Origin of the sequence: Psychromonas sp. 14N.309.X.WAT.B.A12, from assembly GCF_030397575.1 — a bacterium.
In the GTDB taxonomy this organism is placed as follows: Bacteria; Pseudomonadota; Gammaproteobacteria; order Enterobacterales; family Psychromonadaceae; genus Psychromonas.
In genome coordinates, this window is the sequence record NZ_JAPNXS010000006.1 from 41,367 (window position 1) to 57,370 (window position 16,004).

Below are 16,004 nucleotides of genomic sequence, written 5' to 3' on the forward strand. Positions count from 1 at the left end.
ATATTTTGTGAACATCATTAATGCATCAATGACAAACAACGCAGATATTACAAACAACATTAAGTATTACAATAATAAAATATATTCCTATGACATTGCTCACTTTTACTTATATAAAAATCAGATCTTTGTCACCACAAATTACTTAATAGTATAAATAAAATCAAAAGTGTTATGTAACACACTGAAATTTAATTAAAACTACAAATTCAATTACTTAGAATAGCCATTAATTCAAGAATTAAATAAATAGATGAGTATTTTAAATAAATCTCAATTTAGAGAGATAAGTAACGAAACACTTCCTATATGTATGACAATATAAACATAGTTAGAACATTATTAGATAATAAAGCTAATCACATAATGTTAATGGATAATATCTCGAACGAATTTACTCCTCCTCTAAAGGTTAGCAACCAAACCATATTATTAGTGCTTCTAACTGTTGAACCCAATCAATTATTAAAATAGGCATTCACATGTTAATTAAAAAAACTCCTAATACTGTCGTTAAAAATAGCTATAAAATAGCTGCAATAGCTTGTTCATTTGCATTACTTGGTTGTGCAAATACGGCAGACAAGGACACAAAAATACTCGCTACAGTAGGGTCTCCTGCAAGTCAATTTGACCTATTAGGTTGGACTATCAGTGTACCGGTTGACTCTGATGGCAATGGTAAATCTGACCAAATTAAAGAGAAAGCGTTAGCCGCAGGTTATTCTGATCCAGAATATTTTTATCTAGCCGATGACGGAGGTATGGTCTTTAAGTCCCCCGTTAAAGGAGCTAAAACCTCTAAAAACACTAAATATACCCGTTCAGAATTACGTGAAATGATACGTCGAGGCAATACTTCATACAGTACAAAAGGCGTGGGTGGTAATAACTGGGTATTTTCTACAGCTCCAGCTGCAGATCTAAAAAATGCCGGTGGAGTGGACGGTACATTGGAAGCAACACTAGCAGTTAATCACGTCACAACTACAGGTGTTAACTGGCAACAAGGACGAGTGATCATAGGCCAAATTCATGCCAATGACGATGAACCAATTCGTTTGTATTACCGCAAATTACCACAACATGAAAAAGGGTCAATCTACTTTGCACACGAACCAAACAGTGAAGCAGAAGAGCAATGGGTAGATATCATAGGTAACTCATTACCAAACTACTGGAATCAGGATACAATGCCAGCAGAGCCAGAAGATGGTATCAAATTAGGCGAGAAATTCAGCTACCGTATCAGGGTCACTGGACATGATTTAGCAGTAACAGTGATGCGTCCAGGTAAAGCAGATATCACTAAACATGTTGATATGTCTGAAAGTCGCTATGATGTAGGCGGGCAATATATGTACTTTAAAGCAGGTGTCTACAACCAAAACAAAACCGGTAATGCTAAAGACTATGTTCAAGCAACCTTCTACGATTTAAAAGTTACACACTAATGTCTAATTAGTGTTCGTTGCAAAATAAGTAAGGCTGGTTTTCCAGCCTTTTTTCTACTTCTCAGTCGTGCCCTCTCCTTTCACAATATATTGACTCTTATATTTACCCTACCCACTTGAAATTTATCTAATATTTTAGCAAAGCTAATAATATCAATGACATTAAATAAGTGCGCTGATTTTGCGTATGAAACATGACTTAATTTAAGGTGTAAGTTGAACCTATCAAAAATTAACTACGTTAATCTTCGGCCTGAGAATGAACGAAAAAATGTTAATGAATGTGATTGGTATGATAATCAAAAATCCAATTTGGTGTATTTTCCGTATGAGAACGAATTAGTAATAAAAGATGATAAAAGATTTCATTTTGTTAATATTAATTTAGCGTTAGTAAATTAGTTTTATTAAATTTTCATTTATAACTCCTTACCTCTCTTTTTATAATCAATCATCGCTTTAAGGGCAGACATTAGAAATATTATGGATAATCAACAAAATAAATACAGTATTGAGACAACCGACTACCAGGTGGGTCAAGATAACCTTCAAAAATGGGGATTTGATATACATAACCCAGTATTTGGAATAAGTGCAGGCCTGATATTGTTATTCATTACTATGACATTAATGGTTGAACCAGCAACAGCGAAAGCAGTATTAAATGACCTTAAAAATGGCATCATGAAAGATTTTGATTTGCTATTTATGTGGTCAACTAACTTCTTTTTGGTGTTTGCTATCATTTTAATGCTTAGTCCATTAGGTAAAATTCGTATTGGTGGAAAAGAAGCCAAGGCAGAATACACAACAGGCTCTTGGCTAGCGATGTTATTTGCTGCAGGAATGGGTATTGGATTACTGTTTTGGGGAGTTGCAGAACCAACAGCCTATTTCACCGATTGGTGGGGAACCCCTTTTAATGTTGAGCCATATACACCAGAGGCAAAAGCATTAGCTATGGGCACTACTATTTTTCACTGGGGCATTCACGGTTGGGCTATCTATGCAATCGTAGCCTTGGCACTAGCCTTTTTCGCCTATAACAAAGGTTTACCTCTATCGATTCGCTCGGTTTTCTATCCGATATTTGGTGATAGAGCTTGGGGTTGGTTAGGTCATATCATCGATATTTTAGCGGTATTAGCCACTTTATTTGGTCTAGCGACCTCATTAGGGTTAGGAGCACAACAAGCAACCAGTGGTATCAATCATGTATTTGGAACTGACGGCGGTATTGGTATGCAGTTCGCTGTGATTGCCTTTGTTACTTTCATTGCTATTTTATCTATTATTCGTGGTATAGAGGGAGGTGTAAAGCTACTCAGTAATATCAATATGTTTTTTGCCTTTGCATTACTGGTATTTGTGACCGCGGTGAGCTTTGATGTCGTTATTATCTCTATTCCAGAAACATTAATGGCTTATTTAAACAATATTATCCCATTAAGTAATCCCCATGGCCGTGAAGATGAAGTTTGGATGCATGGCTGGACTGTATTCTATTGGGCATGGTGGATTTCATGGTCACCATTTGTTGGTATGTTCATTGCTCGCGTCTCTAAAGGCCGTACCGTCCGTCAATTCCTTTTTTGTGTGATTTTTGTGCCGACACTATTAACCATCATTTGGATGGGCGTATTTGGTGGTATTGCATTAGATCAAGTGGTTAATAAAGTAGGTGAACTAGGTACTAATGGCTTAACAGATATCTCGTTAACTTTGTTCCATGTTTATGATCAACTTCCTTTTGGAAATGTTATTTCAGTTTTATCGATTGTATTAATATTGATCTTTTTTGTGACCTCTTCTGATTCGGGCTCACTGGTAATAGATAGTATTACGGCAGGCGGAAAAATTGATGCCCCTGTGCCACAACGTATTTTTTGGGCAACAACAGAAGGTGCTATTGCAGCGGTAATGTTATGGATTGGTGGTAAAGAAGCATTACAAGCTTTACAGTCAGGTGTAGTCGCCACAGCACTACCTTTCACCTTTGTATTGCTTATTATGTGCGTAAGTTTGATTAAAGGCTTAAATACTGAACGTACTCTATACAAATAAGTGATATCCACACCTAAAACACAAAAAGCTATCAAACTCAGTTTGATAGCTTTTTTATTACTTATAACTGCATTTATTAACTAACCTCTGTGCTGGTTAACAATTAAAAATAAACACGTCCGTAAGCATAAGCATCTTGAGCAGCTTCACCTACGTTTAACTCTATGGCTAAAATAATTGGTCGACTAGGTTTAAAGTTGATGCCAACAGTTCCCCAAATACGTTCTTTACCCCAAGAATAATCAACTCCATCACCGTAAGCACTGCTGCTATCCCAGGCTTCATATTCTTCATAGTTAATTGAGCTTGTCAGTTCAATTTTATCTGTTGCATTAAAGCGTGCAGAGACTAAACCACCTTTATTTTTTAGTGTGTGGTAATCGTTGTAAATTGTATCGCCATCAGTGTCTGTTGTATTGTTTTGTGAGATATCTTCATTCTCAATAAAACCATTTACACCAATCGCTAAGTCTTCTAATACATACGCGCGTAAACCTAAAGTAAACAAGTTTTGCTCGCCGTATTTTGAAGCACCGTCAGATCCTCTACGTGTTTCTGCGCCAATCACCACATCAGCAACGTCACTGAAGTAACCAACATAACCATTAATAATATCACCTTGCTCAGAACCTGATGAGCTCTCGCCCTGATAGGTATAAGAGATACCCATTCTAAACGCGTCAGCCACACCTTCGTATTTAATCGTATTGTCTTGGTCACCCGCTTCACCAGTTTCTACTGTCGTATCAAAGGTAAAGTCACCATACTTATCGTAATCATCTAATGCGGTATCGGTTAAACCAACCTCAATAGCATGCTGCTTGTAAAACTTATAACCTAAGAATAGTTTATCTACATCCAGTTCCATATCACCCGAACCGTATTCCCAGTTTTCACGTTGGTAATCAAGCTCTAAACGGTAATAAATCCCTTCGGTTTCACCTTTTAATCCTAATGTGGCAAAACTATCATCAATATATGATTGTTCGTCCGTATAAAATTCCCCATATTCATAATCAGCCCCAAAATGACCACCTACACCAACTTCACCATATACCTTTAAGTAATCGCCATTTTCTTTCTCGTAAATAGTGGCAGCTTGCGCAACAGAATGAGTTAATACGGTTGCTATCGACATACAAAGAATCGATTTTTTGAACATTGAAAAGTTCCTTAATTTAATGTTTTAAATACCACGTGCATCTCTTTTTATAATAATTGATATCAAGCACAACAAGCAGCTGAACTAGATTTGGGTTAAACAAAGAACTTAACTTACCCCGTAAATGAATACCTATGAAGATTAATGGTAAGGCATAACTGTTAGAGGAAATAATAAAAGGTTGTCCCTATTATGGTTCTTCCCTTAACGACAAAACATGAAAATAAGTCGTTTAACCAGAAAAATAGATCCCTTATTGATGTGATTGATACTACACGCTTGAGATCACTTAATAGACTTAAAGCGGGTCTATAAAGCAACAATAAATGCATACAAAATAGATATAAATCGCATACTTTTTGCATAATAAGTTGATATTTAAAACTTTCCAAATAAATGATTTAATAATGACTAATATTTATGGAACTTTAACTTTTAAGCTTAACAATCAATCACTTGATTAAATTTTAAGCGTGATGAGATAAGTTATTTTATTGAGATAGGCTGATGTGTGAAATAGATTATAAACGGCACAGCTCATAAAAACTGCAGTAAGTTACTTAATAGGCTATGGAGATGAATGCAGTAAAAGAATAATAAAAAGGCCTGTACAATACAGGCCTTTGGGAAGTGGAAATAGAGTAAGTTAATTGACTTACAACGATTTTATTAATTGCTTAATCAGCCCATATTTCACTGACGTATTCAGGGTGATCAATAAATGGGTTTCTATTACCCTGAAACTCATAAGCCGCTTCATTTCTATCAAGCTCTTTTTGACTTACTGGGTCACTTTCGTGCCACTCTTTAAGCAGTGTTATTACCCATTCCTCATATACATAATCAGAACTACTATCTAAAACTGCAGCTGCATTGTCAGAATTAGCTTCCCAAGTAGAAATAATATCTTCATATCGTGTTGCCATATAGAAATAAGCACGTGCAAAATCACCTTTAAATTCATCAATTGGTTCAAATACCGTACCAGAATATCCTAAGTCGCTGCTAGCAGAGCCTACTTTGCTGCCATTATCTGAAACATATGTACTTGTTCCAACTACACCGTATGGGTAACTACTACGTTGACCATTCACATAACCATCAGTGGCATAGATATGGTGAATATCTGTATACATTGGATATTCGTCGTCAAACCAACTCTTTGGAAATGAATGCTCACGATTATAACAGCTCCCTTCATCAATATAATTACCACACTGATCAGTAACAGGCGTATAGTTATAACTATCTGATGTCGATACATTTTCAGAATACATATCTAAAATAGTACCATCATTTTCATAGTAGCTATCTAATGAATTCGTCCCCATGAAATCCCAAATATTACTGTAAGTTTTAGTGGTATGGTCTTTAATGATGTTATATAACGCAGTTTTTAACTCAAGGTCAGATAGACCTTCAGCACTCGCATAGTAAACAGAAGTATCTGAGCTTGAACCAGTAGTCACTGACAAACCATCAATATAAACGATCTCAGAATCGGTGAATCCAGTTTGGTCGTAAAAACGCATTCCCACTTCTATACTTGTAGTCTCTGAAGCTTCATAAGTAGCAGTCACCTCTTGCCATTCATTCAAAATTGCATTATCAGAATAAGTGGCATAATCACCAAGGAACAACCTTGCTTTTACAAAACCATCGGTATGGTAAATCCAAGTAGTAAAGGTATATGTAGAACCCGCCACCACATCAATACTTTGACGAAAATCAGTGCTGCCTTGAGTTCCCGTATTAACAGACACTTGTGCCGAAGAAGTCCCTTCGTAGTAGGTACTTGTATTCTGAGAAACCACGATACCTGTATCAATAGTTGTCCAGTTATCAGGTATAGCATCAGTCCAGCTTTCAAAATCACCGTTGAGTAATAAAGTGCTCTCGCTCTCGTCACTTGTGTACTCTTCAGTCGTTGTTTCTTCCGTAGTTTCTTCTACGACTTCCTCTGTTGATGTTTCGTCAGTAGCTTCTTCTGTTGTATCGTCTTCACTTTCAGTAATAAACGAGAAACTATCTACATAAACAATCTCTTCTTCATCAAAACCAGTTTGATCATAAAAACGCAAGCCTACTTCGATGTTCTTATCTTCATCAGCAGTATAGCTATAGGTCATTTCTTGCCATTGATAAACTAAATCTGCATCAGAATAGTTTTGATAGCCATCCACATACAAACGAGCACTGACCATGCCTTCCGTATGATAAATCCATGTGGTTACTGTGTAAGTAACTCCCGCTTCAACATCAAACGATTGACGAAAATCTGTGTCCCCCTGTGTGGCTGTTGTAACTGTAATTTCTGCAGAACTTTCACCTGAATTAAATACATCGGTGCTTTGTGCAACAGTGATCCCATCTTCAATGGTTGTCCAACTATCGGGGACACCTTCTGTCCAACTTTCGAAATCACCATTTAATAATAAGCTAGTTGTAGTACTATCATCACTTGCATCTTCGCTTGTGCTGTCGTCAGTACTGCTTTCGTCTTCGATGTCTGTTGCTTCTTCAGTCGACTCACTTTCTTGAATCGCTGTAATATAGTCATTACTCGTGATCGTTGAGTTGTCATCGCTGCTTTCACAAGCCGTTAACCCACCCATCAATGATAACAGTAATGCTGCTTTTAATTTATTATCCATTTTATCTCTCTTAAAATACCATTTAAAAGTAAACGTTATAGCGATGCCAACAAAGTGTTAATTGACACTGTATTGGCATCATTATGATCCCTGTTAGATTTTTGCTTTTTGGCGACGTAAGAATGCTAAACCGAAAAGCGACAATAAGCTGTACAATCCAAACGAACCACCACCAGAACCATCGTATTCCTCAGCTGGAGCAATTGTTGCAGAAGTTGAATCTTCAGAGGCCGCTTCAAAAGTCATCGATTGTGTGTATTCAGAAAGCACTTCTGCATCACGTGTTAGTGTCATCTTAGCTGTATAAGTCCCCGCTTCGATACCATAAACTTCGATTTCTACTAACGATTGATCATCCTCAGTAATGGTAATGTTTGGTAATACAACATCACTCATATCTTCAGAAGACGATAAAGCGATTTGTACAACATCACCGACCAATGCACCTTCAGCAAGCACATAAGGCACAGTCACTGAACTACTGCTGATTGTTAGATAAACTGGCTCGCCTTCACCTACCTCACCATATTCATAGCTTAATGAGATAATTGCAGAGTCATGGTCAGATGAACGGTATTCATCATCGACATAGAAGTTATCTGGTACATCACCTTTATATTCACTGTTATAATCGTACAAAGCAGACTCTGCAGCATTGATATGCCAATCAACGGCATCAATAAGACGAGTTTCTAATGAAGGACTTACTAAGATATGGTCTAACGAGCCAATTTCATCATCGTAAGAATAACTCCAGCTTTGTTGATCTTTTTCTGCATCTTTTAATGCAACTGCATTTAGATAACCATAAGTTTTAGTGATAGTTTCAGCCGAACCATCTACATTAAATTGTGGTTTATCCCCGATGAATGTATCACGTGCAGTTGTGATCTCTTTACCCGTTGTATTTTCTGTTAATACTAGGATTGGGTCTTCTTTACCGTAAGAGTTTAAATCTCCGACAATAACAAGGTCACCACCAATTTCTTCAAGTTCTTCACCTAATTGAACAGCTGCAGCAACACGTAGATTTTCACAAGATCCTTGTAAATCAGCATCTGGTGCATCATCACTCCACGTGCTTTCGTCGCCAAACTCAACACCATCCCAATCTTCCCAACATGTTGAGCCTTTTGATTTAAAATGGTTGACTGCAACAGTTAAGGTTTTGCCTGTATTAGGAATTTTAAACGTTGCTGCTATTGTTTCTCGTTGGTAGTTATCACCGCTCTCTAACACTTCACCGCTGCTATCTTTTACAACAACGTTACTGTCATTAACAACGACAGGTGCATGCTGCTCAGGCATAGAAATAACTTGCATGCTTTCAATGCTAACTTTTGTTGGGCGGTATAATAAACCTGTGCTAATCGCATCAGAGCCTAAGGCATCTAAGTCGTCTAACACTAGGTCGTTATTTGAATCATAGCCAACAAATACATAACGGTTGCTGATTGACACATCACTATCTACATCTTTAGGATCTTCATCGTAGTATTCATCATTAATCGCATCAACAAGTGCTTGAATAGCACTATCGCTACCAAAGCCATTATTTTCAATTTCCATCAAACCGACAATATCAGCATCTAAACCTTTAATAGCGGAAACTAATTTAGCAAGCTGCTTGGTGTACTCATCTTCATCATCAGCGCCACGATTATCACCAAAACTATTGCTATCTCCACCGTATGGTGAGTTGAATAGATTAAGTAAATTTTGTGTGCCTACTTTGATCACAAAGCTATCATCATCAGTTGTTGTACTGAGATCTGGTGACGATGTTCTATCCGTATTATGAGTAAAGTTGCTGCTCACTAACTCGTTAGTCACAACCATATTAAAGTTACCGTAACTATAAGTAATTACCCCTTCCATACCGATCACGCTATCATCAATACGAATATAGTTATCTTCAGGGTTTGAATTAAAGTTAGGGTAATATGGGATTTCCCCATCATCGGCACTTTCACTACTTTCTATAATTAAACGATAATCATCATTTTCATCTTCTGCAGCAAATGCTTCATCACTACCCGCAACATTATTTTGTGTAGGGTTCATATTAGGACGTAGATAAGACAAGATTAAATCATTACGGTAGCTGTCGTAGTTAAAACCAAACGTTTTAGTGACGCGCATATCTTGATTACCACTAGTGGTCATATCGATATCTTCAGGTAAATTAACCAACATACCTTCGTAGCGCTCTAAAGTGGCATTAAATGATCCGTTATCATCAGCAATCATTTCAATATCAGTTGCCGCAGGGACTGAGGTACTGGTATCGATGATATCCCACTCATCAGTCTCTAACTGCGTCAATGTATAATATTCAGTCACGGTACTAGTCACACAAACAGTATTACCAACCATGTCATCACTTGCATTTGCAGTGCTGACAAAAATACCATCTGATGTCATTTCATCACCATCTGAAACAATATCTTGTAAGTAGAAACCTTTTTCAGGGTAAGTAGTAACGGCAGTAACAATACCTGTGACATTATAACTTTCAGTTGACTCAAAACCACTAGTGATCATTGGAGAAGCTGAATCAGAACCTTGAATTTCGGCAATGGTGGTTTGCGTATCTAAAGAACACGTAGACGCAACGACTTCCACATAATCTGAATAGGTTGCAGTACCTAGATCATCAAATACATCCTCCCCAAAGTCTTCCCAATCAGAAGAAGAATAAGATGATGATTGAACGGGTGTTGCACCTCCCTCTCCAGCTCGACGACGTAAGGTTTGACCACTACCCCAGTAAGTTCCATCAGTACCAATAGTGTCATAAGTAGTATTAGTATCAGTATCAATAATGGCAACATGGTCATCGCCATTAAAACTTAAACTATAATAAGATTGCTCGTCATAACTTGCCGCAATGACAGTCGAAGCGGAACTCGCAATAGCGGCTGATAAATCTGCATCCGCAGCACTATTATAAATGACTAATGTTGCACCACCAGCAATCGTTACACCATCAAGTACATTGTCACCATCTGGTGTGCGAACTTGGTTATCGTAAGAGCTATATTGTAATTCAATATTACTAGTGAATGTGTAGCTGCTTGTACCTGTATTAGTTAATTCTATCGCTTTATTATCACCAGAGCCTTCAACATACTCACTAATAATAATATCGGTTATCGCCGCGTTAGCATTGGCTGCAAAAATACCACCAATAGCGAGGGCTAGTGTGGTCCTTTTTAGATTTTTACTCATCACTTTATCCTTAAATTATTCTTTGATTATTAACTGCGCTTCGCAAATTAGAAATAAACACGACCATATGCATAAGCGTCTTGAGCCGCTTCACCAAAGTTAGCTTCCAATGCAAAAACCACTGATTTTGTAGGTTTAAAATTAAACCCTAATGTGCCCCAAATACGCTCTTTACCCCATGAATATTCATCATCAGGTGCAACACCGTATGGGCTATAAATATCCCACTCTTCATAGGCTTCATAGTTAAACGAACCTGTTAATTCTACTTTTTCATTAGCAATGTAGCGTGCTGAAATTAAAGCACCTTTATTCTCGAGGGTTTGATAATCGTTATAACTGTATGTTTCTTCTAGGTCATCGCTGATAGAGACCAGTGTTGAATCTTGTGCAATATCTTCATACTCAATAAAACCATTTAAGCCTATTGATAAATCATCTGTTAAATAAGCGCGTAGCCCTAAGGTATAGAGCATTTGCTCACCATACTTAGAAATGCCTTCGGATCCGGTACGTGTTTCTGCACCCAGGACAACATCTGCATAATCACTAAAGTAACCAACATAACCATTGATCACATCACCTAATTCAGAGCCAGAAGAGCTTTTACCATCGTAAGTATAAGATAGGCCCATCTTGAAGTTAGACATCATGCCTTCATATTTAACGGTATTCTCTTGGTCACCACCTTCACCAGTTTCTACAGTGGTATCAAAAGTAAAGTCGCCAAATTTATCGTAATCGTCTAACGCCGTATCGGTTAAACCAATTTCGATAGCATGTTGCTTATAAAACTTGTAACCAATAAACAATTTATCGATTGCCAGAACCATATCACCTGATCCGTACTCCCAGTTTTCACGCTCATAATCCAGCTCTAAACGATAATAAACATCGTCATATTCACCTTTTAGCCCTAAGGTCGCAAAGCTATCATCAATGTAAGATTCATCATCAGTATAAAATTCACCGTACTCATAATCTGCACCGATATGTCCACCTACCCCCACTTCACCATAGACTTGTAAATTATCACCATTATCTTTTTCATAGATAGTCGCGCCATGTGTTATAGGGCTAGCTAATACCGTTGCGACGGCAATGCTGAGCATTGTTTTGTTTAACATTTCATCATCCTTATATAATGTTTTTGATATATGACGAACCCTTATAAAAATAGACGCGCCAGATGTCACAAAGCGCATGAAAGTAACAGGGCTTTATGACAGTTTTGTTTAACTGATAAATTATTTACTTTTTATTTCATAAGTGATTAGGGAATCGTATGTGATTATTGATACTTAGGTGTATAGGCAGCAGTCTTAATTGGAGAGTGAGACTGAATATAATCCTTCAACACTTCCGCATCTACATAACCGGTATTTACATAGGAAGTATGCTGAGTAATATTCGGGTATCCATCTCCACCCGCGGCATTAAATGAGGGGACACTGAAACGATATTGTTGATCAAGTTGTATTGGTTTACCTGAAATAATCACCTGACTAACCTGCATATCGCTTACGTCCATAGTAATACCAGCAAATTGCGGATAAGCGCCAGAATCTTTCTGTTTAGTGGCAACTTGTTTTAAGTACTCCATTACTTCAGCACCACTCATATCAACATAAGTAATAGTATTAGCAAAAGGTTGCACAGTTAAAATATCTTTATAAGTAATATTACCGGCTTCAATAGAAGCACGTATGCCACCTGAATTCATGACTGAAAAGTCAGCTTGTACGCGTTGCTTATGTGAGCTTGCAATTAAGTACCCAAGGTTAGTTTGGTTATTACGCACGACTTTTCGCTCGCCCTGTAAAAGTCCATCGCTGCTACCTACAACGATATTCAAGGCTTCTTGGCCTTGTTCCTGGAATGGTTTTAAGGTGTTAAGTACTTTTTCATCTTGTGTAATCTCTTGCTCTACAAAAACACGTACTTTTTTACCATCTTCACCAACCACTTTTTGTTTAAGGTTAACGGGAATCAATTTATATGACTGCAAAGTCAAATTGCCATTTTTAAAAGTATAATCTGCACGTCCTACATATTTCCCCCATTCATGAGCTTGCACAATATAAGTGCCATTTTGTTGGTCTGGCGTACAATCATCACCTGCACTAAATTTTGCATATTGGTTTTTACCCTCCATACAAACAGGCTCTTGAGAATGTCCACCAACGACCATATCAAGGTCACCAGGTTCAAGGTAACGAGCTAATTGCACATCTCCCGGTGCATTCGCACCACTGTCGCCATTAAGGTAATGCCCCATGTGTGTTGCTGCTATGATGACATCAGGATTCTCACTTGCTTTTAATTCAGCAATCACTTGCTTAGCTTCTACTTTAGGGTCAGTAAATTTAACTTGCTTAATAAATTCTGGGTTGCCAATTTTAACCGTATCTTGAGTAGTTAAACCGATCACGGCTATTTTAATACCAGCCTTATCAAAAATTTTGTAAGCATCAAACATACGCTTACCATCTTTATAAATATTAGCGGCTAAAAAGGGGAAGTTAGCCCAGTCTGCTTGCTGAGCGAGAACGTCTAAAGGGTTATCAAACTCATGGTTGCCTACAGCCATTGCATCATAGCCAATCATATTCATACCAATAAAATCAGGCTTAGCATCAAGCAGATCAGATTCAGGCACACCAGTATTAACATCACCACCAGACAGCAATAAAACTGAGCCACCATCGGCCTCAACTTCGGCACGAATGTAGTTAATTAATGTTGCCCTAGCCGGCATGCCATATTCACCGTATTTGTTTTGCCAAAAATGGCCATGATTGTCATTGGTATGTAATATGGTGAGTTTGTATTCTTGGTCCGCAACCCAATCATGTTGGATAGAAGTTTCAGCTTGTAAGCTAGTGCTACCAGCAAGCATGATCAACGCTAAACTTGAGTATTTAATCTGTTTCTTATCCATCAATTTAATCCTTTAAACTCGGTAAACTATTTGCTCAATAGGTGTTTTATTAAATGGGTTATTACCGCTCCATGAACCCAATCGCTACTTAAACCATCTAACAAATATTGATCAAAATCAATACAACTTATGGTTAATTGATATCCAAAAATAGTCCAATTTTGGTGCTTTAATGCCCCAAATTGGTGAAAGAGAAGGGTAATAAAAAGGCTGGAAGTTTAAAAAATGTGCGATATGAATAGCTAAAAGGGAAATCATTGCTGACCAAAAGGTCAAGTAACGCTCTTTATTGGTGCTAAGCAATCTTGACCATTTATTCAAATTAATTAATAAATGACATTTTATTGACTTAAAATAACTATTTTTGAGCACGTATAACACTCTGTAGGGTATTTCAAGTTTTTGTTAGGAGAGTTTATGCGTTGATAATTTTGGATGTTAAGCACCCAATAACGGAATAATTTATTCTCTTAATTACGGCTCAGAGTATAATCAAAAATCGAATAATAAATCATACAATATAAGCGTAAAAAAGAGGTTATTAACGCTATACCCCCCCCTTTTTTCGCTTTGATTCGTATTTAAACACTGAAGTATTCAGTCTCTTTTTTTAGGCTTTTAGATAAGGTTTCCAATAACTCTGCTTGATTGAAGTTATTTTGTAAAGTTTCACTTGTCTCTTTCGACATAACAGATATCGCTTCAACTCCTTTAGAGACCTCATATATAGTAGCAACCTGTTGGTTAGTTGCACTGACCACTTCAAGCACTTTAACTAAGGAATCATCTGCTTGGCGCTGAATATCATTTAGTAACTCATTGGCTTGATGAGTTAACGTTAATCCTTTTTCAACTTGTGGTACGGTTGTTTCCATTGCAGCTACAGATGCTTCTGTATCTCCCTGAACTTGGTTAATCATAGCTTCAATTTCACCAGTCGCATCGCCTGTTCTTATCGCTAATTGACGTACCTCATCAGCAACAACGGCAAACCCTCTGCCAGATTCACCAGCACGAGCAGCTTCTATTGCTGCATTTAATGCTAATAAATTTGTTTGATCAGAGATACTTCGAATTACATTAATAATTTCACCAATCTCTCGTGTTCTATCTTGTAATACACTGATTTGTTTAACTGTAGAATTAACCGTGGTGGATATGTTTTCAATTTCAGTCGCGACATTCTGAACTGCTGATTTACCGTGTTGTGTTAACTCTGCAGTAACCTTTGAGTTGTCCTCAGTTTGTCTCACTGTATCAACAACATTATCTATGCTCTGACTCATCGACTCTAGGCTTAGTTGTGCACTATGAGTCTGTTCGACTTGTTTATCAGCGGCCGTTAATGCTTGTAAAGAACCGGCTGCAACTGAAGTAGCTCGCTCCGATAATTCAGAAGAAGAAGCCATAATATTATTCACTGTTGATTTTAGTTGCTGCTGCATGACTCCGATAGAAGCCATCATACTGTTAGGACAACATGACTTTACCTCACCAGCTAAATTGCCCTGAGAAATCTTAGAGACTACTTTTGCCGCTTCTTGTGGATCTCCACCAACAGACATCTTGACTTGGTAACTAATACGGTATGCAATGAATCCCCCTAAGATAATCGCAATACTTGTTAGACTAAGCATCCATCCTTGAAATGTACTAGCAACAAGCCTTACTTCCTTTGTTGCATTTTGATTCGCCAATTCTTGATAATCAATAAACTGATTAATGGTAGATAGCCAAGATACAAAAGCAGGCTTTGCCTGATTAAGTAGTATATTATTAGCTTCAGTCATACCACCAGCTCGCTTAGCTTCAATGATTAGAGACACCAATGGCATTGCTTGAGATTCAACTTTTTTAATTTTTTCGTAAATGTTTTTCTCTTTGTTAGTCGCTTTATCAGACGAGATAATCTTATCCATCTCTACCGCTGAGCGCTGATAACTTTTACCTAGTCGTTGTAAATCATCAATAGCTGTATTTAGCTCCACTTCTGTCCTAGCTAACGTAATATCACGAAGCGCAATAGCGCGATCATGGACACTACCTCGGAAATCGATAGCATGACGTTGTTTAACAGAGTTTACATCGGTTATCTGTGTGATCGTTGAATCAATAAAGTTAACTCGGTGAATACTAATAAAGTTCAAAACAAGCATCATTAAAATAACAACACCAAAGCCAATGACTAACCGTAAATTAATGGTCATATAGTTTCTCAAAATAAGGGGGTAAATAGGATTATTCAATTAATGAGCCTAGTGTGTAACTCTCAATTAATCCACTTAAAGATAAAAAAATTACTTATATTGAGATAAAATATAAAAAAGAGAAAAAGTAAAAAAGTTCTATTAGATTTAATAGGTTAGATTAGTTAGTTTATTGAAAATCAAGGTGTCATAGGAAGGTAGTTTTATTTAAAAACGGTTGAATAGTCGCCTCTTTATTGAGATCTATCTAGGAAAAACAAAAAGAGCGTACAGGAAGCCCGCTCTTCATTA

8 protein-coding genes are annotated in these 16,004 nt (G+C 37.3%); 2 read left to right on the forward strand and 6 right to left on the reverse strand.

The window, feature by feature from the left end; all coding sequences use genetic code 11:
- The first annotated feature begins 482 nt into the window (after positions 1-482).
- Together OW492_RS09210 and OW492_RS09215 are read left to right on the forward strand one after the other, a co-directional pair.
- On the forward strand, positions 483-1,454 hold the full coding sequence (locus tag OW492_RS09210; protein WP_290039663.1) for a polysaccharide lyase family 7 protein: 972 nt from the start codon (positions 483-485) through the stop codon (positions 1,452-1,454).
- 483 nt (positions 1,455-1,937) lie between these two features.
- On the forward strand, positions 1,938-3,518 hold the full coding sequence (locus OW492_RS09215; RefSeq protein ID WP_290039664.1) for a BCCT family transporter: 1,581 nt from the start codon (positions 1,938-1,940) through the stop codon (positions 3,516-3,518).
- Positions 3,519-3,621: 103 nt separating this feature from the next.
- Here the strand turns inward: OW492_RS09215 and OW492_RS09220 are convergent, their stop codons facing one another.
- From OW492_RS09220 to OW492_RS09245, 6 genes are all read right to left on the reverse strand, one after another.
- Positions 3,622-4,680, reverse strand: a complete 1,059-nt coding sequence (locus OW492_RS09220; RefSeq protein ID WP_290039665.1) for a porin — start codon at positions 4,678-4,680, stop codon at positions 3,622-3,624.
- A gap of 677 nt (positions 4,681-5,357) precedes the next feature.
- Entirely contained in the window at positions 5,358-7,334 is a 1,977-nt protein-coding gene (locus OW492_RS17025; protein WP_354669229.1) for an endonuclease, read from the reverse strand.
- A gap of 93 nt (positions 7,335-7,427) precedes the next feature.
- Entirely contained in the window at positions 7,428-10,565 is a 3,138-nt protein-coding gene (locus OW492_RS09230) for an ExeM/NucH family extracellular endonuclease (protein ID WP_290039666.1), read from the reverse strand.
- A 47-nt stretch (positions 10,566-10,612) separates the two neighbouring features.
- Positions 10,613-11,692 carry a porin gene (locus OW492_RS09235; RefSeq protein WP_290039667.1) on the reverse strand — a complete coding sequence of 360 codons (1,080 nt, stop codon included), beginning with the start codon at positions 11,690-11,692 and terminating at the stop codon, positions 10,613-10,615.
- Positions 11,693-11,856: 164 nt separating this feature from the next.
- Entirely contained in the window at positions 11,857-13,506 is a 1,650-nt protein-coding gene (ushA, locus tag OW492_RS09240) for a bifunctional UDP-sugar hydrolase/5'-nucleotidase UshA (RefSeq protein WP_290039668.1), read from the reverse strand.
- A gap of 581 nt (positions 13,507-14,087) precedes the next feature.
- The gene (locus OW492_RS09245) at positions 14,088-15,713 is read right to left on the reverse strand and encodes a methyl-accepting chemotaxis protein (RefSeq protein WP_290039669.1); all 1,626 of its coding nucleotides are present in this window, start codon (positions 15,711-15,713) and stop codon (positions 14,088-14,090) included.
- Positions 15,714-16,004 lie beyond the last annotated feature (291 nt).

Bases quoted from the DNA above. Each gene is read 5' to 3' on its own strand.
- ushA (WP_290039668.1), bottom strand. From the start codon at position 13,506: ATGGATAAGAAACAGATTAAATACTCAAGTTTAGCGTTGATCATGCTT.
- OW492_RS09220 (WP_290039665.1), bottom strand. From the start codon at position 4,680: ATGTTCAAAAAATCGATTCTTTGTATGTCGATAGCAACCGTATTAACT.
- OW492_RS09230 (WP_290039666.1), bottom strand. From the start codon at position 10,565: ATGAGTAAAAATCTAAAAAGGACCACACTAGCCCTCGCTATTGGTGGT.
- OW492_RS09210 (WP_290039663.1), top strand. From the start codon at position 483: ATGTTAATTAAAAAAACTCCTAATACTGTCGTTAAAAATAGCTATAAA.
- OW492_RS17025 (WP_354669229.1), bottom strand. From the start codon at position 7,334: ATGGATAATAAATTAAAAGCAGCATTACTGTTATCATTGATGGGTGGG.
- OW492_RS09245 (WP_290039669.1), bottom strand. From the start codon at position 15,713: ATGACCATTAATTTACGGTTAGTCATTGGCTTTGGTGTTGTTATTTTA.
- OW492_RS09215 (WP_290039664.1), top strand. From the start codon at position 1,938: ATGGATAATCAACAAAATAAATACAGTATTGAGACAACCGACTACCAG.
- OW492_RS09235 (WP_290039667.1), bottom strand. From the start codon at position 11,692: ATGTTAAACAAAACAATGCTCAGCATTGCCGTCGCAACGGTATTAGCT.